Raw genomic sequence first — 25,876 nt, 5'->3', positions numbered from 1 at the left:
TGAGCAAAGGCGCTCATACCGATTTTTAGGTATGGGCGCTTTTTGTTTTTTGGGATACTGACATGCAAGCACAGATTCTGCCAGCAACTCCAGAAAATTCTAGCCCTAAACGTGCGCGTTTGGTGGTGATCGGTAACGGTATGGCTGCTATGCGTACTGTAGAGGAGCTACTGCATTTAGAGCCTGATCTATACGACATCACGGTCATTGGACGCGAGCCTCACGGTAATTACAACCGCATTATGTTATCACCTGTACTTTCAGGTGAAAAATCATTTCAAGACATCATGTTGCATACCCCAGAGTGGTATGTGATGCATGGGATCAAACTCATCTCAGGCATTGTTGCGGAGTCAGTGCATCGTAAGCGTCGTGAAGTGACATTAAGTAATGGCGATGTTGCAGGGTATGACCGTCTATTGATTGCGACTGGTTCTAATCCTTTCGTGATTCCTATGCCCGGTCATCAGCATCCAGCTGTGATCCAGTTTCGCGATATTCAAGATGTTGAAAAAATGGTCGAGGCCGCAGCAAACCTATTGGGTCAACGTGCCATTGTACTCGGAGGTGGCTTGCTGGGTCTTGAGGCCGCCAACGGATTAGCGAAACGTGGTGTAAAAGTGACCGTGGTTCATGACATTGATTATTTGTTGAATCGTCAATTAGATCGTGAAGCTGCCAATTTGCTGCAAGCAGCTTTAGAGCGTCGCGGCATTGAGTTTGCCATCGGTGTCAAAAGCGATCATATCGTGATTGATGAAGCGGGGAACATGCGTGGTTTAGCGTTCAAAGATCGAGAAATGATCGAATGCAGCATGCTCGTGATGGCGGTTGGTGTGCGCCCGAACGTTGCTTTAGCAAAATCTATGGGTTTGCACGTCGATAAGGCTGTACTAACCGACGATACGATGCAAACCTCAGATCCTCGGGTTTATGCAGTCGGCGAGTGTGTTCAAAATCGCGGTGCGCTTTTTGGTCTTGTTGCACCGCTCTTTGATCAAGCCAAAGTCTGCGCTAGCCATTTGGCTGAGCATGGTATTCGTCGCTACATACAAAAGGCGACAGCGACAACGCTTAAAGTCACAGGGGTGAATTTGTATTCAGCCGGTGATTTTAGTGGTGAGGGCAGTGAAACCTTGGTCATGCGCGATCACAGTAATGCAGTCTATAAAAAACTCTTTATAAAAAACAATAAATTAGTGGGTGCCGTGCTCTATGGTGATATTCAGGATGGCGTTGCTTACTTTGATTTGATTCAGCGTGGCGCTGATATCTCGGCGCAACGTCATACGTTGATTTTTACGCCAGACCATACATCAAGTGACTCATCTGCCAAAGAATTACAGGGAGCCGCATGATGACCGAGAGTACCCTAAATGCCTCATTGAGTGGCGAAGCCATTAAAACAACCTGTGCATATTGCGGCGTGGGCTGTGGCGTGCTTGCAACAGTGGATGCTGATCGTCATTTTTCAATTTCTGGAGATCCAGAGCATCCCGCTAATTTCGGTCGCTTGTGTGTCAAGGGCTCTGCTCTGGGGGAGACGGTTGGCCTTGAGGGTCGTTTGTTATATCCAGCGATTGGCGGCGTCCGCGCTGATTGGGATCATACAACCACATATATCGCAGCCCAGTTGCAAGACATTATCGCGGAATATGGACCAGAGGCTGTTGCATTCTATGTATCTGGTCAGTTTTTAACTGAAGATTATTATGTGGTAAACAAGCTTGCCAAAGGCTTCATCGGTACGCCAAATGTTGATACCAATTCGCGTTTGTGTATGTCATCTGCAGTGGCTGGGCATAAACGTGCTTTTGGTACAGATACCGTACCTAATAGCTATGAAGATTTTGAACATGCTGATTTATTAACTTTTGTCGGATCGAATGCGGCTTGGTGTCATCCGATTTTATATCAACGCATTAAAAAAGCGAAAGTCAGTAATCCTGCGATGAAAATCGTATCAATTGATCCCCGTAAAACGGATACCAATGAAATCGTTGATCTGCATTTACCGATTAAATCGGGTACGGATGTTTTGCTGTTTAACTATCTATTGGTTGAAGTTGCAAAAAGCCCAGCACTCAACACTGCATATATTGATCAATTCACTGACGGTTTAGCGGATGCACTTTTAGCAGCACAGCAAGATGTCGCTTCGGGTGATGTTGCTGAACGCTTAGGTGTTGATGGGATCGATTTGACTCGGTTTGTGGATTGGTTTGTTGCAACACCAAAAGCCATGACGCTATTTTCGATGGGAGTCAATCAAAGTGGTCAGGGTACAGACAAAGTTAATGCCATTATTAATGTGCATTTAGCGACTGGTCGTATCGGGAGTGAAGGGGCTGGTCCTTTCTCTTTAACGGGGCAGCCTAATGCGATGGGTGGGCGTGAGGTTGGTGGACTTGCCAATATGTTGGCAGCGCACTTGGAGATTAATGAACCTTCTCATCGTGCTTTGGTGCAGGATTTTTGGCAGTCGCCAACCATGATCGAGCAGCAAGGTCTAAAGGCTGTTGATTTATTTGATGCCGTGGCTACTGGCAAGGTTAAAGCAGTTTGGATTATGGCAACGAATCCCATTGTTTCGATGCCGAATGCTGATTGTGTCCGTGAAGCGTTAGCCAATTGCCCGTTGGTCATCGTATCCGATGTTATCGCAGATACCGACTGTACACGTGTCGCTGATGTTGTATTGCCTGCTTTAGGTTGGGGTGAGAAAGACGGCACGGTGACGAATTCTGAGCGCTGTATCTCCCGTCAGCGCGGTATTTTGGCTGGTGCGGGAGAGAGTCGGGCAGACTGGTGGGCACTTGCCCAAGTTGCTAAAAAAATGGGATTTGAAGGTTTCGATTATCAAAGCGCACGTGATGTCTTTGTTGAGCATGCCGCACTCTCGGGTAAAGACAATCAAGAGGGTCGTGTCCTCCGTGACTTTGATATCTCTGCATTATCGACGCTTACCCAAGATGAATATGATGCACTGAATCCGATTCAGTGGCCTATCCAGCTTGAGAAGCAAAAGCTTGTAGGAACTAAACGTTTGTTTGAACAAGGCGGATTTTTTACCTCAAATCGCCGTGCGAAAATTGTTCCCGTCCAAAATGTTTCAACAGGAAATGTTACAAGTAACGATTTTCCATATGCATTGAATACAGGCCGTATACGTGACCAATGGCACACGATGACTCGCACTGGTTTGGCCGCACGCTTAACCCGTCATATCGGTGAGCCATTCGCTGAACTCAATCCCAAAGATGCTGAAAAGTTACATGTATCATCTGGCGATATCCTGCAGATTAATAGCCAATGGGGGCAAGCGCTTGCTCGCGTCATCATCAGTGATGGTCAACAGCGCGGCATGGTTTTTGTGCCTATTCATTGGAATGGTATTAATAGCACTCAAAGTCGCATTGGTGCAGTTGTGAATCCAGTGGTGGATCCATACTCTGGTCAACCTGAATGTAAACACACGCCAGTAATGCTGAAAAAAGCGGCTCTAAACACACATGGCTTTATCATGTCATTGAATAGCTTAAAACTTATGAACACGGACTATGCCGTAAATGTACGAAGCTTAAATGGCTTTCGTCATGAGTTTGCATTAACTGATGATAGGTTACATGAAACAAATGCAAACCTATCTGAATGGCTTTTAAGTCAAATAGACGTCCCTGTTCAAGCTGAGCGCATGGAGTACATCGATCTTGCACAGGGGATTGTCCGATTTGCTTGGATCCTCAATCAGCAGCTCATCGCATTTGCCGCAATAGCATCTAATCCTGATGCGCGAGCAACGTTGCCGCCACGCTCTTGGTTAGACGATCAACTGGGCCAAGAAGTGAGCAATGTTACCCGTCGGACATTGCTCTCTGGTTTGGCTGCCGACCCGAATTCCGATGTTGGTCCAATCGTATGCTCTTGTTTTAGCGTGGGTAAAAATACAATTACCCGAGCAATCCATGCCCAGAATTTGACAACCGTTATGGCGGTTGGTCAATGCTTAAAAGCAGGAACCAACTGTGGTTCATGTCAAAGCGAAATTTTTAGATTGCTTGAACAGGAGTGTAAACCTGTGGCAAGTGCAGTTTAGTGCTTAAAACGTTTCTGTAACGATTTTTTGATAATTGATTTCCAAATTTAATGCGTTTTTATAGTGGTGAGGAGTGAGATATGCGTATCGTCGTCGTTGGTCATGGCATGGTGGGTCATCGTTTCGTTGAAGTGCTTGCGCGTGATGCGTCGGCAGTCAGTTTAGACACACCTATCGATGTAACGGTGCTTTGTGAGGAGCATTTACCTGCATATGACCGGGTACAGCTCACCTCTTATTTTTCTGGCAAAACAGCTGATGATTTGTCACTCGTTGCCCCCAATTTTTTTGAAGACAGCGGCTTCAAGCTGCATCTGGGCAAAGGCGCAACTGAAGTTGATCGTGCTGCTAAAACAGTGACAACAACCAGTGGCGAGAAGATTCCTTATGACAAGCTTGTTCTTGCTACGGGATCATTTCCATTTGTGCCACCACTACCGGGTAAAGATCGCCAAGATTGCTTGGTCTATCGCACGATTGAAGACCTTGAAGCCATGAAAGTGAGTGCAACACGCTCCAAAGTTGGTGTGGTCGTTGGTGGTGGATTACTAGGTCTGGAAGCTGCTAAAGCGCTACGTGATTTAGGTTTAGAGACCCATGTAGTTGAGTTCGCACCGCGCTTAATGGCGGTACAGATTGATGATGGTGCAGGTAAAGTATTACGCAATAAGATTGCTGCGCTAGGCGTTGGTATCCATCTGGGTAAGAACACGACTGAAATTGTTGATGGCGAAATTTGCCGCCACCGCATGAATTTTGCCGATGGTTCGCATCTTGAAACGGACATGATTTTGTTTTCTGCGGGTATTCGCCCACGCGATGAGCTCGCACGTCAAGCTGGTCTGGATGTTGGCCCTCGTGGGGGTATTGCCATTGGCAATGAATGCTTAACCAATGATCCTGATGTTTATGCAATCGGTGAGTGTGCGCTCTGGGAAGGACGGATTTATGGCCTGGTCGCACCGGGTTATCAAATGGCTGAAACGGCTGCACACTCTATTATTGCCCATGAAAAGAAAAAAGAATTTATGGGCGCAGACATGTCCACCAAGCTGAAGCTGATGGGCGTAGATGTGGCATCGATTGGTGATGCACATGGTGCTACAGCGGGCGCACAAAGCTTTGTCTATGTGGATGAGCCTAACGAGGTTTATAAAAAGCTCGTTGTTTCTGCGGATGGCAAAAAATTATTGGGTGCAGTGTTGATCGGTGATGTTGAAGCCTATGGTGGCTTACTGCAACTCATGCTTAATGACATGGATTTGCCGGACAACGCCCAAGCCTTGATCCTCCCTAGTTTTGACGGTTCTGCAAAGCCTGCTTTAGGCGCTGATGCACTACCCATGACCGCAACGATTTGCTCTTGTAATAATGTCAGCAAAGGCGAAATTTGCGATGCGGTGGCCAAGGGCTGCATGGATTACGATGCCATCAAGTCTGGAACGAAGGCAGCCACATCCTGTGGTGGTTGCGCTGCACTTGTCAAACAAGTCATGAATGCAGAACTCGAAAAAATGGGTGTAGAGGTCAAGAAAGACATCTGCGAACACTTTGCGTATTCACGTCAAGAACTCTTTCATCTGTGCAAAGTCGGTGAAATCAAATCGTTTGATGCCTTGCTCGATAAGCATGGTAATGGTCAACATGATGGTTGTGATATCTGTAAACCGACTGCTGCGAGTATTTTTGCTTCGCTTTGGAATGAACATGTGCTTAAAAAACCATTGGCAGCTCTACAGGATACCAATGATTACTACATGGCTAATCTTCAAAAAGACGGCACTTATTCTGTTGTGCCACGTATGGCAGGCGGAGAAGTTACTCCAGATGGCTTAATCGCTGTAGGTTCGGTTGCTAAGAAATATAAGCTCTACACCAAAGTGACTGGTGGTCAGCGTATTGACTTGTTTGGTGCGCGTTTAGAGCAACTTCCGCTGATCTGGAAGGAACTGATCGATGCCGGATTTGAGTCTGGTCATGCGTATGGTAAGTCTCTACGCACAGTTAAATCCTGCGTAGGTTCAACGTGGTGTCGTTATGGCATGCTGGATTCCGTTGGCTTTGCCATTCAACTTGAAAATCGCTATCGCGGTTTGCGCTCACCTCACAAAATCAAGTTTGCCGTGTCTGGCTGTACACGTGAATGTGCCGAAGCACAAAGTAAAGACGTTGGCGTGATTGCGACCGAAAATGGCTGGAATCTCTATGTCTGTGGTAATGGTGGTATGAAACCTCGTCATGCTGAACTGCTGGCATCTGATCTGGATAGCGAAACTCTCATTAAGTATGTCGATCGTTTCTTGATGTTCTATGTCAAAACTGCGGATCGTTTACAGCGTACCAGTGTTTGGCGCGACAACATGGAAGGGGGGCTGGATTACCTTAAGGATGTCGTGATCAACGATTCCTTGGGTCTTGCTGCTGAACTCGAAGCACAAATGCAATATGTTGTAGATACGTTCCAATGTGAATGGAAAACAGCGGTCAACGATCCTGAGATTCTCAAGCGTTTCCAACCCTTTGTAAATTCCAATCAGCCTGATGACAACATCGTCTTCGTTCAGGAGCGTGGACAGATTCGCCCTGCGACACCAGCAGAGAAGGCTGGACGTATTACGATCGTTGAGATGGCATAAACGTTTTATCCCACTTCCTTCTATTATGGAAGGAAGTTTTTTTAAAGATTTGGTTTATTTAACTGTTTAATTAAATTTTAAGAGAATCGTCATGTTAGAGAAAATATGCACATTGACTGACCTAACACCCCTTGTTGGCGTTCCAGCTCTTGTTCAAGGTGAGCAAGTTGCGATCTTCCGTTTAAAAGATGGCAATGTCTATGCCGTATCCAACTATGACCCCTTTAGCCAAGCGAATGTAATTGCGCGGGGAATTACTGGTAATTTAAAAGGCTTTGATGTGGTGGCATCACCGATCTACAAGCAGCATTTTGATTTAAAAACAGGTTTGTGCTTAGAAGATGAAACGGTATCTCTTAAGACCTATCAAGTCACTGTTGATGGTGATAATGTGCTGATTGCACACCATTAATTAAGAAAATATTTATCAGGTTTAATACTTTACTCGGATGGGGGTTATCCTTGCTCAGTATTAAGCACTTTGTTGAAATTCATGCGCTGTTTGGGAGTGTCTTGTTTTGGCTAATCGTATCCCGTTGTTTAATTTTGCTGTGCCACGCATTCGTATCTTGCATTATTCATGGTTAGCATTTTTTATCACCTTTTTGATTTGGTTCGCACATGCGTCACTCATGCCTACACTCAAAGTGTATTTCGGCATGAGCGACGCACAAGTCAAAGCATTATTGATGCTTAACGTTGCATTGACGATTCCTGCACGGGTTTTGATCGGCGTGTTGGTTGATAAGATAGGCCCTCGGAAGTCTTATAGTGCTTTACTGCTGATCAGCGGCATCCTGTGCTTGCTCTTTGCAGCCGCACAAACCTATAACCAGCTTGCGGTGATGCGTTTCTTACTCGGGTTTGTGGGTGCTGGATTCGTGATCGGCATTCGTCTGATTTCAGAGTGGTTCCCCGCACGTGAAGTGGGTATTGCTGAAGGCATCTACGGTGGATGGGGCAACTTTGGTGCGGCCGTGGCTTCGATGTCTATGCCCTTTCTTGCTTTTCATGTATTCGGCGGTGCTGATGGCTGGCGGGCCGCAGTCGCAACAACAGGGGTGATTGCGATCCTTTACAGCTACGTGTTTTATCGCGGTGTAAGAGATACTCCTGAAGGTTCGACGTATTTCCGTCCGATGAAAGCCGGTGGCTTAGAAGTCACAACCAAAGGCGATTTTGTTTTCTATGCCTTTATGACAGCTCCTTTGTACCTTGCTTTGGTGTTACTCGCATGGCGTTTATCACCTGCTGGATTAAAACTTCTCAGCGCAGGTGAGACTCAAATCGCTTATCTGGCTATTTTGCTCTTAACGGTCTATCAATATTATAAAATTTGGCATGTGAATAAGCATTTGTTCGTGGCGAATGCACCTGTGCCACCGCGTTACCAGTTCAAGCAAGTGGCGATTTTGAATCTTGCATATATGGCTTGCTTTGGTTCAGAGCTTGCCGTGGTCTCCATGTTACCGCAGTTCTTTATCGATTATTTTGAGGTGTCGAAAAGTTTAGCGGGCTTAACCGCGGGATGTTTTGCGGTGATGAACTTGTTTGCTCGACCAGGTGGTGGCTACCTGTCAGATGCTAAAGGACGCCGCCGAGTGCTCATGATTTGCTTACTGGGTCAAACGCTGGGCTATGCGCTCATGTCACAAATGGGCAATAGCGGTTGGACGCTAGCGATGGCTGTAGGTGTGGTTTTGGCGACTTCAATTTTTGTGCAAGGTGCTTGTGGGGCGGTGTACTCGATTGTTCCTTTGATTCAGCGCCGTATGACGGGTCAAATTGCGGGTATGGCTGGCGCATATGGCAATGTGGGCGGTGTCTTGTTCTTAACCGTATTCTCAATGGTATCACCGACCGGCTTCTTTTATGTGTTGGCGGGAACGGCTGCGCTCGCATTTATAGGATCGTTCTTCATCGCGGAGCCCCGTGGTCATATGATCGAAGTTCATCCTGATGGGCGGATTGAGAAAATTGCTGTTGAGTAAATAAGTTATAGACGCTATGCGCTCATTTTAAAATGGGCGGATAGGTTGGGATGGTCAGAGGACTTTGATTCTCCCGTTTTATTTTTAAGTTATGATCAAGCTAGAATCAACAAACAATAAATGATCAAAAATAGATAAGGTGACCAATAGCCATGCCTCTCGTTGTTACTGCGGCTCAATATAGTGATAAAGGCCCTAAAACCGCTAATGATGATGCATTGGTCATGCACTTGCCTGAAGGCTTTGGGCGCAGCGCACATATGCTGATTGCGGCGATTGCCGACGGTGTCAGCTCTGCCGAGTCGGGTGGCCCAGCTGCGATGATTGCAACTCGTAATTTTTGTAGTGATTTTCTGGCCACAGATTTAAATTGGTCGATTAAAACAGCGGGCTATCGGGTATTAACCGCGATTAATCGGTGGTTGCATGGTCAGGGGCAGCATTATAACCATCGCTATAGTACGCATCTCACCACGTTTAGCGCGGTTATTATTTATGAACAATCGGCGCATATCTTTCATGTGGGAGATTCTCGTGTCTGGCGGTTTAGACCCGCTCAGCAAGGTCGTGATCATCCAATCAAACAGTCGCTGGAGTGCCTGACCAAAGATCATACGATTCAAACAGGAAGCTCTGAGCAACTCATCCGCGCATTGGGGATGGATTGGCGTATTGAGGTCGATTATCTGGAGGTGGATGTTCAAGTTGGCGATTACTTCTTACTGACGACCGATGGTATTCACGGTGTTTTGTCTGCACAGACTTTATCTGATTTGATTCAAGAGCAGACTAATCTGGGCCAGTTTTCAACGGATGATTTAGAGTGCTGCGTCAAGCAGATGGCAACATTGGCACAAGATTCGGGCAGTACTGATAATCAATCTTGTCAACTCATTCATATCGATACGCTTGAAGTTTCCCATAATCACCCACCCGATTTAGCAAGTTTTCCACCGCTTTTACCTGACAATCTAAAGCCGGGTTATAAAGTCGATGGATATGAGATCGTTGGTGAGCTACATGCAAATAGTCGTAGCAGTATTTATCATGCTGTGCAGATGAGTAATCAGAAGCATGTCATTCTAAAAGCACCTTCCCAACAATTTAGTGATAACGTTGCGACACTACATGCTTTTGTCCAAGAAGACTGGATTGGTCAACGGATTGAGCATCCCGACATTGTACAGACGCTAGCACCAGAGCAACCTCGTCAATTTTTATATCTGGTTCAAGAGTATCTGGCTGGATGTACGCTACGCAGATGGCGAGAGGCAAACCCCAATGCACCCGTTGAAACGGTTATTCGTTTTGTGCGACCTGCTGTTCGTGCATTACGTGCACTTCACCGCCGTGAAACACTCCATCAGGATGTCAAACCAGATAATTTTATGGTCTGGCGTGACGATCAGGGTCATCAGCATTTAAAGTTGATAGACTTTGGTAGTGCGCAAGTGGGAAGCGTGACAGAACGACGAATTTGTCCCGGAGCGCTTGAGTACGCAGCACCCGAGTATGCCCTTGATCAAAATATCGATGCGCGGGCTGATCAGTTTGCGCTTGCCGTGACATTTTATGAAATTCTTACGGGCGAGTTTCCTTATGGGAGCCATTATCTATCCGCCCAGTCTGCTGCTGACTTTGCCAAATTAAGTTATATCCCCGCATCCAAATATAATCCTCATGTTCCAGCATGGATGGATGCCGCTTTAATGCGTGCCTGTAGTCTGAATGTGGAGCAACGCTATGAAGATTTGGGGGAGTGGCAGGCAGATCTAGAGCGACCTAATTACGCACTGACTAGGCCGCGTATGCCGCTGATGGAGAGCCATCCTGTACAGTTCTGGCAGACCGTTGCGGCATTACTTTTTGTTACCAATATCCTTTGGCTGGTTGCCTGGTTTAAATAGCCGAGTGTTTTATCAACGGTATTCTTCTAAGAAAAAAAACGAACTTTTTAAAAAGTTCGTTTTTTAAACATTACTGATCATTATTCGTTATTCAAACTGCATTCATAATTGCTTGGGTCGAACTGACAACGAATTTTTTTGAGAAAACTCATCATATTTTTGTCATAAAATCCTTGCATTGTCATGGAGATTCGCGATTCTCGCATCATATGCATGTAGCTGGGTTTGTCTGCAGAGATACATCCATCCAGTATTTTGCATTGATAGATTTTTCGGTTTCATCTATAAAGGCATAAGCAGTTGGGGTTTGCATTGCAGAAAATTCACGCATGAGTTGACCAATACCGTCCGGAAATTTACCACGATGTACCATCATGACGCCCGTAATTTGTACGATAGGAAAGCGAATAATTGCACCTTTTATTGATCCATCAGATGCAGTCATTCCTTTATAAAGCTCAAGGGGTTTAAAGATCAAAGCAGGACCCGCCATGATATCAACTTGACCATTGTTAAATTTTCCTGAAAGGGTTGTAAGATCGACTGAAACAGGCTGGGCACCAATTTGTTGCACCATTTTGGCTTGTGATTTATCAAAATCCAGCACTGCGACCTTTTTCCCTGCTGCTTTAGCAAGCGTATCAATTTTACGATCATTGACCATAATATAAGCCGCTCCCATGGGGAGGATTGAAACTATCTCATAGTCCTGATTGACCATATATTTTGCGGCTTCTGGCTTTGAGAGCAATTGAATGGCTTCTGTTAAATGTTTATAAGATGGGATTGCGCCCAGAGCATCTAAGCTACCCACAAATCCATTAAATTCCTTCGCACGTAGGTTACTCATAGCGACGCCATCGCACTGGCCTGCTTTAAAGTCTTCAGAAGCAATTTTTTCGTTGGTATAAACCCGAAACTTTACATCAGTACTCGCTTTACGCTTTGCAACAGCTGAAGCGATATCAATGTGCATATCCAGTGGTGATGTCATTGTGACATTCATATTGATGCCCATGTTCTGAGCAATACGTGTGTATTTAGGCAACTCTTTGAGGTAGCTCATAGCAAAATCAAAGCCTTTTCCTTTAGCGCCTTCTGGTGAAAATATACAAAGAGTGACTTTAGGCGGGATTTTGTTCCAAGTTTTGGGGTCATCCATCATTTTTTTTGCACGAGCAAAAATGTCTGAATACTTTTCTAATTCGTCAACATCGGGACCATTCGAACCTAATGGTTTAGCGCCATCAGGCACAGCATAAAGTGGGGTGGATATTGTACTTAGCAGCGATAGAGTGAGGGCGGATAAGAGTCGCAGTTTGTTATTCATATATATTCCCTTGTGTATGACTTTAATAGCCCGTTTTATAATCCATAAGTTTTATTTTGACGATGTCTATAAATCTTCGATTAAATGAAGCTTCGTTTTGGAATTTATCATTTAAGTAGAAAAAATATTATGGCTTAAACTTTGCGTAATTTGAGTAGTATGGTCAACTGGCACACATCAAAGTTTGATGTTTTACTGTCCTGTTTTGCCTGTTGAGTTGGATGGTTATTAATGTTTAGGTATATGCATCAATAAAAAAAACAGGCTCTACAGGCCTGTTTTTTTTATTATTGAATTTTAGAGTGCTATTCGTCGGTCATACTGCACTCGTAATTAGAAGGGTCAAATTGACAGCGAATTTTTTTGAGAAAACTCATCATGTTTTTGTCGTATAGACCTTCTTTGGTTAGAGAAATCCGCGACTCGCGCATGAGCTTGATATAACCCGCTTTATCAGCAGCAGGCACGTCCATCCAGTATTTAGGCTCAATGGCTTGTTCTGTCTCCGTGATAAAAGGATAAGCCATAGGGGTTTGCATGGCTGAGAACTCGCGAACCAATTGACCAACGCCATCTGGGAATTTGCCGCGATGCATCATCATCACACCCGTGATTTGTATCAGCGGGAAGCGGACGATAGCGCCTTTTACGGTACCATCTGGTGCGGTCATACCTTTATAAAGTTCAAGCGGTTTAAAGATCAATGCAGGTCCTGCCATGATATCTACCTGTCCATTATTAAACTTGCCGGACAGGGTCGTGAAGTCCACAGACACAGGCTGTGCACCGATTTTTTGAACCATCTTCGCTTGAGTCTTATCAAAGTCGAGGACCGCAATTTTCTTTCCCGCTGCTTTGGCTAGGGTATTGATCTTACGATCATTGACCATGATGTAAGCAGCGCCCACAGGAATGATTGCGACAACTTCATAGTCTTTATTCACCATGTATTTTGCAGCTTCAGGCTTAGACAATAATTGAATGGCTTCAGTTAAATGCTTATAGGAAGGGATTGCACCAATCGCATCTAGACTGCCGATGAAGTCATTGTATTCTTTGGCACGTAGATTACTCATGGCCACACCGTCACACTGACCCGCTTTAAAGTCTTCGGATGCAATTTTCTCGTTGGTATAGACACGGATTTTCACATCGGTGCTGGCTTTACGCTTAGCCTTTGCTGAAGCCATATCGATGTGCATATCTAGAGGCGATGTCATTTTGACATTCAGGTCAACGCCTAAGTTTTTTGCGACTTGGGTGAATTTAGGCAAATCTTTGACCGCTTTCATGGCAAAGTCAAAACCTTTCCCTTTAGCTCCCTCTGGAGAAAATACACATAAAGTGATGTTTGTCGGGATTTTGTTCCAAGTTTTTGGATCATCGATCAGTTTCTTAGCGCGGCCAAACATATCCGTATATTTTTTTATTTCTTCTGGTGTTGGAGGTGCTGTATCAATTTTGGAGCCGTCTGGGGCGGAGGCATTGATTAAACTTTTAACTTGCATCACCGCATCGGCGATTTGTTTTTGATCTGCGGCTGGAGCGGCATCAGGTGCAGCAACAGCTAATAATGGAATGAGGGTCAGTAGAGAGGTACAGACTACGGCCTTCAGGGATTGAATATGTTTCATACCTATTCCTTGTAAAAAGTTATAATTTATTATCGATAGATCACTTCACTGTATTTTCTGCAAAGTGAAACCAGATCATCAATATGATGATTTGAGTCTATCGGTCATGTATTAAAGATCATATGGCTTATGCAGCATGTTTTTCGAATATTATGGTCAAGTGTGGTTTGACTGGTATGGTCATTATCTAAGTTTGAATTTACTGATTCAAAACAATATTGAGCAGTACTGAAAATTGATACGCGGAAATGAAAAACGGGCTAATATAAGCCCGTTTTATCGTTATATTGAGTCTTTATTTATTCGTCGGTCAAGCTGCATTCATAGTTTGTTGCATCAAACTGACAGCGGATTTTTTTAAGAAAACTCATCATGCGTTTATCGTAAAAACCCTCTTTCGTCATTTCAATACGAGACTCGCGCATCAGTTTCATATAGCCAGGTTTATCTGCAGCAGGGACGTCCATCCAGTATTTAGCATCGATCGATTTTTCAGTTTCGTCAATAAATGAGTAAGCCATAGGAATTTGCATTGCTGCAAACTCGCGCATCAGTTGACCAACGCCATCAGGGAATTTACCCCGATGCATCATCATCACACCAGTGATCTGTACGATAGGAAAACGCACGATGGCACCTTTGACCGTTGATCCATCAATAGCAGTCATGCCTTTATAAAGTTCAAGCGGTTTAAAAATCAACGCGGGACCAGCCATGATGTCGACTTGACCATTATTGAATTTACCCGAGATGGTGGTTAAGTCGACGGAAACTGGTTGAGCGCCGATTTGTTGAACCATCTTCGCTTGTGATTTATCAAAGTCTAATACCGCAATTTTCTTACCTGCAGCTTTGGCTAATGTATTGATCTTACGATCATTAACCATGATATAAGCAGCACCCATGGGAATGATCGAAACGATCTCATAGTCCTGATTGACCATGTACTTAGCAGCTTCAGGCTTTGCCAGTAACTGAATTGCTTCAGTGAGGTGTTTATAAGATGGGATTGCACCGATGGCATCAAGGCTACCGATGAAGCCATTAAATTCTTTCGCGCGCAGGTTACTCATCGCGACGCCATCACATTGACCCGCTTTAAAATCTTCAGAAGCGATCTTTTCATTGGTATAGACGCGGAATTTAACGTCTGTACTGGCTTTGCGCTTGGCTATGGATGATGCCATATCAATATGCATATCCATTGGCGATGTCATGGTGACTTTGAGATCCACGCCCATATTTTTTGCAATTTGGGTGTATTTGGGAAGCTGTTTGAGATAGCTCATTGCAAAGTCATAACCTTTGCCTTTGGCGCCTTCTGGAGAGAAAACACAGAGTGTCACTTTTGGAGGGATCTTATTCCAAGTCTTAGGGTCATCCATCATCTTTTTTGCGCGAGCGAAAATGTCTGAATATTTTTCTAATTCATCCACATTGGGACCATTTGCACCAAGGGGCTGGGAGCCATCTGGTACCGCATATGAGGTCAATGGCATAGCGCAGAGCATGGATATGCTGAGGATAGAGGAAAGCAAGCGATTATTTTTCATAAACATTCCATTGAGTAAATGATGACTTATTGTCTAAAGTTATATATTCAGCTTGAATCAGCACTGGATTGGTGACGCGGTACTCTGGCATAAGTCTAGCGTGGACAAGAAAAAGAGTGTATGACCTATCTTTCACCTTTCACTGATTTTATGGTCAAGTATTTGAAATAAAAAAACCGCTAACTGCGGTTTTTTTATTTTTAAAATTTAATTAATCAGCGACCCGCTTGGTAGTGCGCTTGAGGCTCGGCAGTTGATGCTTGGTAGCCTGAGGTAAAGTCATGCAGACCAGCTTTTGCTTCATTGATGTCTTTGCCTTGCTTTAATATAAAACTGTCAAAGCCGACACGTTTTAAGTAAAACAATACATCTTTAAATACATCGCCCGTTGCACGCAATTCACCTTTAAAACCTTGGCGACGAAGAAGCGTGGCAAATGAGTAACCCCGACCATCTGCAAAGGCAGGGAAGTAGATCTCAATCAGATCTAAGTCAGCTAAAGGCAAAGATGTGGTTTCTGGTGAATCTTTTTCAGTCAGAACCAAGCCTTTTTTGCCACTAATTTCAGCCAAGCGCTCAATTTGTGCAAGGCTTACAGTCACATCGCCAGAGGGTAATACGCCATCCTCAGCGATACGCTGAAAGGTATCCAATGCGGAATCGCCTGCGAGGTTCAATACCAGATTTGGGGTTTGATTATTTGGCATAGACACGCTCCTTGAATGGCGCTAAGCCAATGCGACGATAGGTATCGATGAAGCGTTCTGTTTCATCATTAATGGTTTGACGATTGTCGAGGTAGGTATTGAGAATTTCTTCAACAATATCGGCAACCTCATCGGCACCAAAGGATGGTCCAAGAATGTCACCCAAACTTGAATCGTGTCCAGCATTACCCCCTAAGGAAATTTGATAAAACTCATCACCTTTTTTATCCACGCCGAGAATACCGATATGGCCGACATGATGGTGACCACAGGCATTCATACAGCCAGAGATGTTTAGGTCGAGATGACCGAGATCATAGACCGTATCTAGATCTTCATAGCGACGGCTAATGGCTTCAGAAATCGGGATTGATTTTGCATTGGCCAGTGAGCAGAAGTCACCGCCTGGGCAGCAAATGATATCGGTTAAAAAGCCGATATGCGCACGGGCTAAATTATATTGGGTGAGTATTTTCCATAGCTCAAACAACTTGGATTGCTCGACATCAGCAAGCACGATGTTTTGTTCATGGGTAGAGCGTAGTTCACCGAAGCTGTATTTATCTGCTAGGTCTGCAATCAGATCTAGTTCTTCAGAGGTTGCATCACCGGGCGCAATGCCAGCACGTTTAAGCGAGATATTAACGATCCGATAACCCGGAGTTTTGTTGGGATGGGTGTTGATGCGATACCAGTTTGCAAACACTGGATTTGCCTTGAGGGTTTCAGTGAAATCAATATCAGGCAATGCTTGATATGCAGGCAATGAAAAGTTCTTTTCCATTTTTGCATACAAATCACTTGGCACCTTAAGTTCAGCACGGATTTGACTAAATTCAGCTTCTGCTTTAGAGGCAAATACAGCAGGCGTTAGTGCCTTCACGAGAATCTTAATCCGCGCTTTATATTTGTTATCACGACGCCCATGCAGATTGTAGACACGCAAGACTGCTTCTAAGTAAGCGATCAGATCTTCACGGGGCAAGAATTCACGAATGATCGAGCCAATGATTGGCGTACGGCCAAGACCGCCACCCGCCATGATTTGATAGCCCCATTCTGATGGTTCATCATTCAGCGCATGCTCAACCAGATCGACATTAAGGAAGGAGTGGAGCACAGCATCATATTGTGCTTGCTGTTCTTCTTGATCTCCATTGACATCAGCAGATGCCAAAGCCTGTTTCGCGTCCTCTAAACGGATTTTATAGTCGGCAATACGTTTAACCACATCGGTTTTTTTAACCAAATACACGCCGATATCATGAAATGCAGTTGCGGCACGATCGATCTCATTTAATGCACTAACCGCGATTTTGAATTTACGCGGTAGGAATACAAATTCTGGGTGAAAGGTTGACCACTGACGAATAATTTCACAGGTTGGGCGTGGATCAGCGACTTCGCCTTGAATACGTCCAGCGAATTGATCCGTGGTGGTATTACGGATACAGTTGCCGCTGGTTTGGATTGCATGCATTTGTACTGTCGCCAGTTCAGCAAGAATATCGGGCACATTTTCAAGTGCAGGCCAATTCAACTGAATATTTTGACGAGTAGAAATATGGGCATAGCCACGATCATAGGTTTGGCTAATCGACGCAATTTTACGGATTTGCTTGCTGTTCAGTACGCCATAAGGTACGGCGATCCGCAGCATCGGCGCATAACGTTGTACATATAAGCCATTCTGCAAACGCAATGGGCGAAACTCATCTTCGCTGAGCGTTCCTGAAAGGAAACGTTGGGTTTGGTCGCGGAATTGTGCGACGCGTTCGTCGACCAAAGCTTGGTCAAATTCAGTGTAGACGTACATGGCTGTCTTACTTGGCTCGTAGGTCAAAAAATAATGTGCAAATGTAACAGTTTCGCCTTTATCTGAAAAACGTTTTTTCTCGATAATGTTAGTTAGATTTGGTGATATGCAAAGTCGAAAATCAGAAATAGGTGTGATGTGTCGTTATTGTAGCTTAACCAAGGTTGAATATTGATCATATTCAACCTTGGGAAGAAAGTTTATTTAAAATGCTTGTTTATTATGATTTTTTCTTTTTCATTTCAATGATTTTACAAACGACATTGAGTTTAAACAGTAACCGTTTATTCACTTTAATAGAGACAAAGTAATCTACGCAGTTGAAGTCCGCATCAAAATAACCTTCCTTAGAGAAGGATGCACCAACACGGCGATATTTTTTAAACAGAGAAGGGACGTCTTTTTTATGATATTTCAGTTGGCTATGTTCAGCGAAACTAAAGAAATCATCTTCTTTGGTTAAATAGTGCTCTAAATCAAAAGGAACTCGACTGGTAAAGTCTTTCAGTTTTGCTTTTTTATGTAAGTAACCTTCGGTAGCAATGATTTTTTTATGTGAAGAGGTTAAGTTCACGCTCACTGTACCAATCAAATATTCTGCTTTAAGCTGATTCAAGATGAGTGGCACCATACCCATCCACAATACGGCAAGTGCTTTACCGCCACGATAAGCCTCATCGACACACGTACGACCAATTTCATAAACTTGTTTTTTATCTTTAAGATATTCATCCAAATTAAATTCAGATTCTGAATAATACTGACCTAAGCTTTCTTTAGCTTTAGGTGTAATGACGCGTGTACAGGCGATAATTTTTTTGGTTGCTGTATCACGTACAAGAACGTGAATGCTGTATTGATCGTATTGATCGTTATCGATGCCATCATCAAAGTAAATGTTGTATGCACCGCCAAATACTTGAGCGCGAAAACGCTGGATTTCAAGAATTGTTTTTGAATCTTCAGCAATTTCGCATTCTAAATTAGGTCCGCGTTTTGGTGTGTTTTTGGGAACACGTTTTGGAAACGGGGGCATGGAACGTAGAATTGGTAATGAGCGAAATGAGGGTTGATTCATAGTTTGAGGCTTCTATTTAGAGTAATTACGAAAATATTACAGTTTAATTATGACAATTTAGAGATATCCATCACCATCCATCTAAAACGTTATTCTTTGTAAGTGATGCGACTTTAGCTGTTTCCTGATTAAAACTGAGTATGTGCTTTGGATTGATATCACAATTGCATAAGATTCGATGTAAGATCACCTCTAATTCCCAATGACTTAAAGTGAAAAACAAGGATTAGCCATGCTGTTGAATAGCACCACGCGCGGCGCAGGATATGCAATATTCATTCTGACCATGATGAACTTGCTCAATTATTTAGATCGATATGTTCCAAGTGTGGTGAAGGATCTATTTAAGCATGATTTAAAACTGACCGATTTTCAGACCAGCTTACCCATTACCGGGTTTGTAATCGTTTATATGCTGTCGAGCATGATGTTTGGTGCCTTGGCGGATCGTTTCCCTCGTAAAATTTTGATTGCTGCGGGTATTGCCCTTTGGTCACTAGCGACAGCATTAGCAGCTTTTGCCACTGGATTTTGGACTTTTATGCTTGCTCGTGCACTGGTGGGTGTGGGTGAAGCAGCCTATGCAACGCTTGCACCAGCATTGCTGAGTGATTTTTTCCCACCCGAGCGCCGTAACCGAATACTGACAATTTTTTATGTTGCCATTCCTGTAGGTTCTGCCATGGGTTTTATCTTGGGCGGCATGTTTGGTGAAATGTACGGCTGGCGTGCGGCATTTTTGATTTGTGGCTTACCGGGCATTGCAATGGCGTTACTTGCCTTGTGGATTCGTGATCCAGGTCGTGGACGTTTTGACCTTGATGCTGATGTCACTCCACCGAAGTGGGCACAAGCGATAGGTCTACTACTGCGCAATCGTGAATATATGCTGGTTGTCGCAGGTTATACCGTAGTGACTTTTGCTGCTGGTGCGCTTGCCGATTGGTTCCCGACGTTTTTACAACGTCATCGCGGGATGTCGATTGAAGAGTCAGGACATTACGTGGGGTTATCTGCTGTTGTGGGTGGGTTGTTTGGAACGATCATCGGTGGATTTCTTGCCGATAAATTAAAAGCATGGACACGCCAGTCTTATATGGCCTTGTCCGGTTGGTCGATGTTGCTTGCAACCATCTTTGGTTTTTTTGCTTTGACCCTGCAAAACGCCATGGGTGCGGTAACTATGCTGTTTTTAGCCCAGTTTTTCTTATGGTTTTATAATGGTCCTGTGAATGCAATGCTGACCAATTGCGTACCCAGCGCATTACGTGTACGGGCATTTGCCTTCACGATTTTGTTGATTCATTTGTTGGGCGATGCAATTAGTCCGACGATTGTGGGTTTAGCATCGGATTATATTGGACTACAAAGTGCGATTCAGTTGGTTCCGATAGCAATGGGGATAGGCGCGCTGATTTGGTTATATACCTGGCGGACATTACCAGAGCGGGTCGTTACTGAATCTGTTTGAGGCTATGATAAAAGGGAGGAAATTAATAAAATTTCCTCCCTTTTTTTAGAGTGAGCATGTCGCTATTAGTACCATTAAGGCTCATGCCAAACGGTTCTAAATCCGACATGGCCTGTACCTAGATTGGCCTCTTGCGGCTGCCGTGCACTGGCACGATATCGCGAGCAATAATTCGCTGCACAGAGATAAGAGCCGCCTTTCACAACCATTTGTGCTTGTGGAAAGAGAGACATATGCTCCGCTTTTAAACTCACCAGCGGATCACCATTGCCATGGGGCTGATGACCACCCCGATAAGCATCGCGTGTCCACTCCCACACATTTCCAATCATGTCGTATAAACCCCAAGGGTTCGGCTTAAAGCATCCGACGGATGCACGACCTGCAAAGTGATCTGTGTTTTCATTGTGCAAGGGGAAGTCGCCCTGCCAGAAATTAGCAGTAGGGGTTCCTTGTGTGTCTTCGGGCTGATGGTGCATGTCTTGATGATGGTGCTCTAGGTCTGCATGTGCAAAATCATCATCTTCGACATTCGCTTTCGCTGCGTATTCCCATTCTTGTTCTGTGGGTAATTCATGTCCTAGCCACTCTGCATACCTTGAAGCATCACGTTGTGTGACCAGAACTACGGGTTCATTGAGGCGAGTGTTAATCGTGCTATTTACGCCTTCTGGAGCATGCCAAGAGGCACCTTTGACATATTTCCACCACGCATTTGGACGTTCAGCAAGTTCTTTTTCCGTGGGGATAATAAAAATTGCACCACCGCCTTCTTGTTCGACCTCAGTGACATAACCTGTTGCTTTGACAAAGGCTTGAAACTGAGCATTAGTCACTTCAGTCTGATCGATCCAAAATTCTTTGACAGTGGTTTTTCCAAAAGGTTTTTCATCGGGATAGCCATGTGTTGACCCGAATTGAAATTCACCAGCATGAATATTGACCATACCCGCTTGCTTATCCTGTGGCCATCCTTCTGGAGTCCCTTGGTACAGTTTGCATAGTTGAATGTCACCTAAAATTTCTTGAGGGATTAGGTGTGGTGTTCGTGCATCCCAGCGCCACACGATGAATGTCCCCAACCCAATAACAAGAGTTGCAATTGCGAGTGTGTAGAAAGTTTTTTTGCTCATTTGTTGGGGTTACTCAGGATTACCCAATGCGAACTTATCTGGTGAAGGTGGTGTTAAGTAATAGGGAATCAATCCAACGCGTGTCGAATAGTTATCGTATTCACGCTTAAGATCCGCCACGATATCGGGGTGCTGATCTGCGACGTTATGATTTTCCCCTCGATCTGTTGACAGATCATAGAGTTCCCAAGTCATGCTGGAGACTGCACCTCCTACTTGAAGTTCGAGTTTCCACGGACCCTTACGTACATAACTATTGCCATGTAATTCATCAGCAAAGACAAAATTTTCACCCCGTACAGGTGTTTTTGTTTTGTTTTCAAGAAGAGGAAGGAGTGAAAACCCTGTCGTTGGATTAACTTCTCGGCCATGATATTGAGTCCCTGGATTAGGGGTTTGGCTGATATCAAGCAGAGTCGGTAATACATCAATCACCGAGGTAAACTGTGTGAGATTTCCTTCAGATCTAAATTGTTTAGGGAGCTTGACGAGAGCAGGTGCGACCACACCGCCTTCACCTGTCGTGTCTTTCCAGAGGTGAAAAGGGGCTGCACTGACCTCAGCCCAGCGTGGGCCAATATAGGTGTACGAGTTATCATGACCAATATTGGAGAGACTATTATCAAATCCTTTAGGCGCTCCGCGGACAAATCCTTCAGCGCCATTGTCAGATGCGAAGAAGATTAAAGTATTGTCATACTCACCGATATCTTTCAGATGCTGAATTAAGCGACCAATATTATGATCAAGGTTTTCCACCATTGCGGCATAGACCTCCATTTTACGCGATTCGATTTGGCGTTGTTCAAGAGTGAGAGATTGCCACTTGGGACGAATATTTGATTCAGGTAAGATGGTACTCGGCTGAAAGTCAGCAGGAATAACCCCTGTTTTTTTCTGACGCTCAATACGAGCCTGACGAATAGCGTCATAACCGGCATCATATTTGCCTTTATAACGATCTATATATTCAGTCGGTGCTTGTAATGGCCAGTGTGGAGCCGTGTAGGCGGCATAGGCAAAGAAGGGCTTATCGAGAGTCTTGGATTGGCCAATATAAGAAATCAGTTTGTCCGTGTAAAAATCAGATGAATAGAAAGAATTCGGAACATTGACCAGAACGCCATCCTCACGATAGGTCCCGCGGTTATAGCCCGTAGGAGCAGTCCCAAAATGTAGGTCACCCCCTTGAAGCAGGACAAAGGATTTTTCAAAACCACGCGCTTTAGGGCTCAGTGCCTCCGTCAGTCCTAAGTGCCACTTTCCTGCCATGTAGGTATCGTAACCGTTATCTTTAAGGAGTTCCGGCAGTGAAAGCGACTTTTGATTGAGATAGCCTTCATAACCTGGATGCCCAACTTGCTGAGGTGCAAGCAGCTCAGCCATTGCGCCAAGTCCAGCCAAATGATGGTCCGTTCCAGAGAGCAGTTGTGATCGAGTTGGGGAGCAGGTTGGCGCAGTATGATAATCCGTTAATAAACGTCCTTCAGAGGCGAGCGCATCAAGATTCGGCGTTTTGATTTCCCCGCCAAATGCCCCAATGTCTGAATACCCTAAATCGTCCGCTAGAATAAATAAAATGTTAGGTCTTTTTGAAACGAGTGGGACGGGTGCATCATCTTGACTATTACAACCACTTAGCAACGTAATACTAACGATGCTTATCATTAAAAGAGAAAGGCGAAGCGGGGTGTGAGACATGGAAATGGCCTAAATCAAAGTAGAAATCGTTTGAGTTAGGGTAGCAATCTTCTTATTGGATTTTAATGCATATAAATCATAACAATATATTTTAAAGAGATAATTGATAAGCAGGGATATCTTACTTTCTTATCAAAAACACTACGTCCAGCGGCTTACTAAGCAGTCTAATATCCGTTAGGATAAAGTACTTATTTAATTAAAAAACAAGCAGCCATGTCTACATTCTCATTTCCAAACCAGTATCCACTCTACCTTGCTAATCGCCCTGTCACTTCAAATGAATGGCTTGATGTGACTGACAAATTCAGCCTCAAGACTGTCACTCAAGTGGCACTGGCTGACAATACGATCATCAACCAAGCGATTGAGGCCGCAGTGAAGGCTGAGAAGCCTATGGCGCAATTGAAAGCCTTTCAAAAGCAAGCCATTTTATTGCACTGCGTGCGTCGATTTACGGAGCGATTTGATGAGTTGACTGAAGTGTTAGTTGTTGAAGGTGGGAAGTCTCTGACTTCAGCCAAAGCAGAAGTTCTGCGTTTGATCAGTACGTTTCAATTGGCAGCGGATGCGGTGACACAACTGGATAAAGGGGCAGTGATGCCTTTGGATGTCACTGAAACCGCAGGACGCTATCGTGGTATGACGCAACGTGTGCCTGTTGGTGCAGTATCACTTATCAGCCCGTTTAATTTCCCCCTGAATCTGACTGCCCATAAAATCGCACCTGCGATTGCGGCAGGCTGTCCATTTGTGCTTAAACCCGCGAGTCTGACACCGGTCAGTGCCTTGATTATGGCTGAAGTTTTGGCCGAGACAGACTTGCCCATAGGTGCGTTTTCTATCTTACCTTGCCATAGAGAAGGCGCTGATCTATTCGTAACCGATGACCGCTTCAAACTGCTGAGCTTTACAGGCTCGGATAAAGTGGGCTGGGATATGAAAGCGCGGGCGGGTCGTAAAAAAGTGGTGTTGGAATTGGGCGGTAATGCCGCAGTGATTGTCGAGCCGGATACCGACATTGACGCAGCATTGGATCGTTTGATTACAGGTGCATTTATTCAATCTGGTCAGGTGTGTATCAGTGTACAGCGGATATTGGCTCATCAAGATATCTATGATGAACTCAAAACTAAATTCGTCGCACGTGCAAAGCTATTGACTCCAGCAGACCCACATCTTGCATCGACTGTCATCGGTCCAATGATTAAGGAAAAAGAGGCACAACGCCTTAAAGGCTGGATTGATGATGCCGTACAACAAGGCGCTTCAGTTTTAGCAGGCGGGCATTTAAATGGTGTTTTACTTGAAGCCACCGTTCTTGAAAATGTTCCTGACTCTGCTGATGTCTATCAGAATGAGGCGTTTGGTCCTGTTGTGATTCTAGAGAAATATTCGAGCTTCGATGAAGCTCTAGAATTGGTAAATCAGAGCCGTTTTGGTTTACAAGCTGGTTTATATACTCAAAATCTAAATAAGATGCTGCAAGCATGGGATGAACTTCATGTAGGCGGTGTGATTATCAATGATGTACCAACCTTCCGTGTTGATAACATGCCTTATGGCGGAGTTAAAGACAGCGGGTTGGGTCGTGAAGGCATCCGCTTTGCGATTGCCGATATGACTGAAGAGCGCGTACTGGTTATCAAACAGTGATCGCATCATTTACTAAATGAACAACGGGATAGGATATGGTCACTGAAGTCATTGGCATTGATCATATCTATATCACAGTCAGTGACATGACCCGTTCCGAAGTTTTTTATGATTTGGTCATGACAGAGCTTGGTTTTCGAAAGAATTCATTTGTCCTCAATCATGCAGGGCATATCCAATACTATAACCGTCAGTTTGGTTATGTTTTACGACCATCAAACGAAGACACACCCAATTATAATTCCTACCATACGGGTTTGCATCACTTATGCTTCCGTGTACAGAGTGTGGAAGATGTATACAGTGTGGCAAAGCGTTTTGCGGATATGGGTATCTACTGTAGTGAGCCCAAGAGATATCCTGAATATGCAGAAGACTACTATGCCGTTTTCTTTGAAGATCCCGATGGTATTCGATTAGAAGTCACGAACTATCGTAAAGAGCGCATAGAGCGCGCTTTATATTGGGATAAGATTGAGACTTAGGATTTTAAGCGTAACGCCTTGTTATTGAGAGATGTTGTATCTATGAATGCGTTACTTTCAGGGTTTGGTTTAACCTTATCGATTATTTTTGCGATTGGTGCACAGAATTCATTCATTTTGAGACAAGGACTCAAAAAAGAGCATGTGTTTTGGATTTGTTTGGTCTGCTCGCTATCCGATTTGTTATTGATCGTGATGGGAGTGCTTGGATTCTCGGTCGTCATCCAGAAAGTCCCATCGCTCATGGTCATTATTAAGTATTTGGGCGCACTTTTCCTGTTTGCTTACGGACTAAAAAGCTTTTGGGCGGCATTCAAGTCTAGTGCCATGATTTTGGATGATGAAAAGTTTAAAACAACATTAGGCCGAAATATCACTATTGCACTGGCTTTAACGTGGTTAAATCCTCATGTATACCTTGATACCGTTTTCCTGATCGGATCAATCTCGACTCAATTTATGGGGCAGAAACTAGAATTTACAGTAGGCGCTGTGGCGGCTTCTTTTGTATTTTTCTTTTCTTTAGGGTATGGTGCGTCACTCCTGCGGCCTATATTTAGTAAACCTATTTCTTGGAAAATTCTGGATATGGTGATTGGTGCCTTTATGTGGGTGCTGGCGGTGTTGTTAGTCTGGGATATTTAGTTATTCCTAATCTAATATCTTGTTCAAATAAAAAACC

The 25,876-nt window shown here is 44.3% G+C and carries 17 protein-coding genes and 1 pseudogene; 10 read left to right on the top strand and 8 right to left on the bottom strand.

Annotated elements, in window-relative coordinates; all coding sequences use genetic code 11:
- Positions 1–62: 62 nt before the first annotated feature.
- The 6 genes from ACLHG7_RS00710 (at position 63) to ACLHG7_RS00685 (ending at position 10,630) form a co-directional block, all read left to right on the top strand.
- Positions 63–1,358 carry an NAD(P)/FAD-dependent oxidoreductase gene (locus tag ACLHG7_RS00710; protein ID WP_410209176.1) on the top strand — a complete coding sequence of 432 codons (1,296 nt, stop codon included), beginning with the start codon at positions 63–65 and terminating at the stop codon, positions 1,356–1,358.
- Positions 1,355–4,096 (top strand): molybdopterin-dependent oxidoreductase, encoded by a 2,742-nt coding sequence (locus ACLHG7_RS00705; RefSeq protein ID WP_410209175.1) that lies wholly within the window; start codon positions 1,355–1,357, stop codon positions 4,094–4,096. Before ACLHG7_RS00710 ends, ACLHG7_RS00705 begins: the two co-directional genes overlap by 4 nt.
- 80 nt (positions 4,097–4,176) lie before the next feature.
- Positions 4,177–6,732: a nitrite reductase large subunit NirB gene (gene nirB / locus ACLHG7_RS00700; protein ID WP_410209174.1), complete on the top strand. Its 2,556-nt coding sequence runs from the start codon at positions 4,177–4,179 to the stop codon at positions 6,730–6,732.
- Between the two features lie 91 nt (positions 6,733–6,823).
- Positions 6,824–7,144 carry a nitrite reductase small subunit NirD gene (gene nirD, locus ACLHG7_RS00695; RefSeq protein ID WP_410209173.1) on the top strand — a complete coding sequence of 107 codons (321 nt, stop codon included), beginning with the start codon at positions 6,824–6,826 and terminating at the stop codon, positions 7,142–7,144.
- 106 nt (positions 7,145–7,250) lie between these two features.
- Positions 7,251–8,723 (top strand): MFS transporter, encoded by a 1,473-nt coding sequence (locus ACLHG7_RS00690; protein ID WP_410209172.1) that lies wholly within the window; start codon positions 7,251–7,253, stop codon positions 8,721–8,723.
- A 152-nt stretch (positions 8,724–8,875) separates the two neighbouring features.
- Positions 8,876–10,630, top strand: coding sequence for a protein kinase domain-containing protein (locus ACLHG7_RS00685; RefSeq protein WP_410209171.1), 1,755 nt, complete (start codon positions 8,876–8,878; stop codon positions 10,628–10,630).
- Between the two features lie 80 nt (positions 10,631–10,710).
- On the opposite strand, the pseudogene ACLHG7_RS00680 reads toward ACLHG7_RS00685, so the two are convergent.
- The 6 genes and pseudogenes from ACLHG7_RS00680 to ACLHG7_RS00655 all read right to left on the bottom strand — a co-directional run bounded on the left by ACLHG7_RS00680 (position 10,711) and on the right by ACLHG7_RS00655 (position 18,748).
- Positions 10,711–11,960 (bottom strand): annotated as a pseudogene (locus tag ACLHG7_RS00680) (putative solute-binding protein).
- Between the two features lie 305 nt (positions 11,961–12,265).
- Complete coding sequence (locus ACLHG7_RS00675) at positions 12,266–13,594, bottom strand: putative solute-binding protein (RefSeq protein ID WP_410209170.1); 1,329 nt, start codon at positions 13,592–13,594, stop codon at positions 12,266–12,268.
- Between the two features lie 299 nt (positions 13,595–13,893).
- Positions 13,894–15,147, bottom strand: a complete 1,254-nt coding sequence (locus ACLHG7_RS00670) for a putative solute-binding protein (protein ID WP_410209169.1) — start codon at positions 15,145–15,147, stop codon at positions 13,894–13,896.
- Between the two features lie 215 nt (positions 15,148–15,362).
- The gene (locus ACLHG7_RS00665; RefSeq protein ID WP_410209168.1) at positions 15,363–15,854 is read right to left on the bottom strand and encodes a DUF934 domain-containing protein; all 492 of its coding nucleotides are present in this window, start codon (positions 15,852–15,854) and stop codon (positions 15,363–15,365) included.
- Entirely contained in the window at positions 15,844–17,670 is a 1,827-nt protein-coding gene (locus ACLHG7_RS00660; protein WP_410209167.1) for a nitrite/sulfite reductase, read from the bottom strand. The genes ACLHG7_RS00665 and ACLHG7_RS00660 overlap by 11 nt, the downstream gene beginning before the upstream one ends.
- Positions 17,671–17,890: 220 nt before the next feature.
- Positions 17,891–18,748, bottom strand: coding sequence for a GNAT family N-acetyltransferase (locus tag ACLHG7_RS00655; protein WP_410209166.1), 858 nt, complete (start codon positions 18,746–18,748; stop codon positions 17,891–17,893).
- Positions 18,749–18,980: 232 nt separating this feature from the next.
- Here ACLHG7_RS00655 and ACLHG7_RS00650 point away from each other — a divergent pair, with 232 nt between their 5' ends.
- Positions 18,981–20,219: a spinster family MFS transporter gene (locus ACLHG7_RS00650; RefSeq protein WP_410209165.1), complete on the top strand. Its 1,239-nt coding sequence runs from the start codon at positions 18,981–18,983 to the stop codon at positions 20,217–20,219.
- Between the two features lie 74 nt (positions 20,220–20,293).
- On the opposite strand, the gene ACLHG7_RS00645 is transcribed toward ACLHG7_RS00650, so the two are convergent.
- Together ACLHG7_RS00645 and ACLHG7_RS00640 are read right to left on the bottom strand one after the other, a co-directional pair.
- Positions 20,294–21,352: a formylglycine-generating enzyme family protein gene (locus tag ACLHG7_RS00645; RefSeq protein ID WP_410209164.1), complete on the bottom strand. Its 1,059-nt coding sequence runs from the start codon at positions 21,350–21,352 to the stop codon at positions 20,294–20,296.
- Between the two features lie 9 nt (positions 21,353–21,361).
- Positions 21,362–23,053: an arylsulfatase gene (locus ACLHG7_RS00640; protein ID WP_410209163.1), complete on the bottom strand. Its 1,692-nt coding sequence runs from the start codon at positions 23,051–23,053 to the stop codon at positions 21,362–21,364.
- Positions 23,054–23,269: 216 nt separating this feature from the next.
- On the opposite strand from ACLHG7_RS00640, the gene ACLHG7_RS00635 reads away from it, so the two are divergent.
- The 3 genes from ACLHG7_RS00635 to ACLHG7_RS00625 are packed head-to-tail and all read left to right on the top strand — an operon-like array spanning position 23,270 to position 25,839.
- Entirely contained in the window at positions 23,270–24,709 is a 1,440-nt protein-coding gene (locus tag ACLHG7_RS00635) for an aldehyde dehydrogenase family protein (protein WP_410209162.1), read from the top strand.
- 35 nt (positions 24,710–24,744) lie between these two features.
- Entirely contained in the window at positions 24,745–25,194 is a 450-nt protein-coding gene (locus ACLHG7_RS00630; protein ID WP_410209161.1) for a VOC family protein, read from the top strand.
- A gap of 42 nt (positions 25,195–25,236) precedes the next feature.
- Entirely contained in the window at positions 25,237–25,839 is a 603-nt protein-coding gene (locus tag ACLHG7_RS00625) for a LysE/ArgO family amino acid transporter (protein ID WP_410209160.1), read from the top strand.
- The last annotated feature ends 37 nt before the right edge of the window (positions 25,840–25,876 follow it).

It is taken from the genome of Aquirhabdus sp., from assembly GCF_046462495.1.
Classification (GTDB): Bacteria; Pseudomonadota; Gammaproteobacteria; order Pseudomonadales; family Moraxellaceae; genus Aquirhabdus.
This window is presented reverse-complemented; position numbering and strand designations above follow the sequence as displayed.

Coding starts and splice junctions, on each gene's coding strand:
- ACLHG7_RS00710 (WP_410209176.1), top strand. CDS start 63: ATGCAAGCACAGATTCTGCCAGCAACTCCAGAAAATTCTAGCCCTAAA.
- ACLHG7_RS00705 (WP_410209175.1), top strand. CDS start 1,355: ATGATGACCGAGAGTACCCTAAATGCCTCATTGAGTGGCGAAGCCATT.
- nirB (WP_410209174.1), top strand. CDS start 4,177: ATGCGTATCGTCGTCGTTGGTCATGGCATGGTGGGTCATCGTTTCGTT.
- nirD (WP_410209173.1), top strand. CDS start 6,824: ATGTTAGAGAAAATATGCACATTGACTGACCTAACACCCCTTGTTGGC.
- ACLHG7_RS00685 (WP_410209171.1), top strand. CDS start 8,876: ATGCCTCTCGTTGTTACTGCGGCTCAATATAGTGATAAAGGCCCTAAA.
- ACLHG7_RS00675 (WP_410209170.1), bottom strand. CDS start 13,594: ATGAAACATATTCAATCCCTGAAGGCCGTAGTCTGTACCTCTCTACTG.
- ACLHG7_RS00670 (WP_410209169.1), bottom strand. CDS start 15,147: ATGAAAAATAATCGCTTGCTTTCCTCTATCCTCAGCATATCCATGCTC.
- ACLHG7_RS00665 (WP_410209168.1), bottom strand. CDS start 15,854: ATGCCAAATAATCAAACCCCAAATCTGGTATTGAACCTCGCAGGCGAT.
- ACLHG7_RS00660 (WP_410209167.1), bottom strand. CDS start 17,670: ATGTACGTCTACACTGAATTTGACCAAGCTTTGGTCGACGAACGCGTC.
- ACLHG7_RS00655 (WP_410209166.1), bottom strand. CDS start 18,748: ATGAATCAACCCTCATTTCGCTCATTACCAATTCTACGTTCCATGCCC.
- ACLHG7_RS00650 (WP_410209165.1), top strand. CDS start 18,981: ATGCTGTTGAATAGCACCACGCGCGGCGCAGGATATGCAATATTCATT.
- ACLHG7_RS00645 (WP_410209164.1), bottom strand. CDS start 21,352: ATGAGCAAAAAAACTTTCTACACACTCGCAATTGCAACTCTTGTTATT.
- ACLHG7_RS00640 (WP_410209163.1), bottom strand. CDS start 23,053: ATGTCTCACACCCCGCTTCGCCTTTCTCTTTTAATGATAAGCATCGTT.
- ACLHG7_RS00635 (WP_410209162.1), top strand. CDS start 23,270: ATGTCTACATTCTCATTTCCAAACCAGTATCCACTCTACCTTGCTAAT.
- ACLHG7_RS00630 (WP_410209161.1), top strand. CDS start 24,745: ATGGTCACTGAAGTCATTGGCATTGATCATATCTATATCACAGTCAGT.
- ACLHG7_RS00625 (WP_410209160.1), top strand. CDS start 25,237: ATGAATGCGTTACTTTCAGGGTTTGGTTTAACCTTATCGATTATTTTT.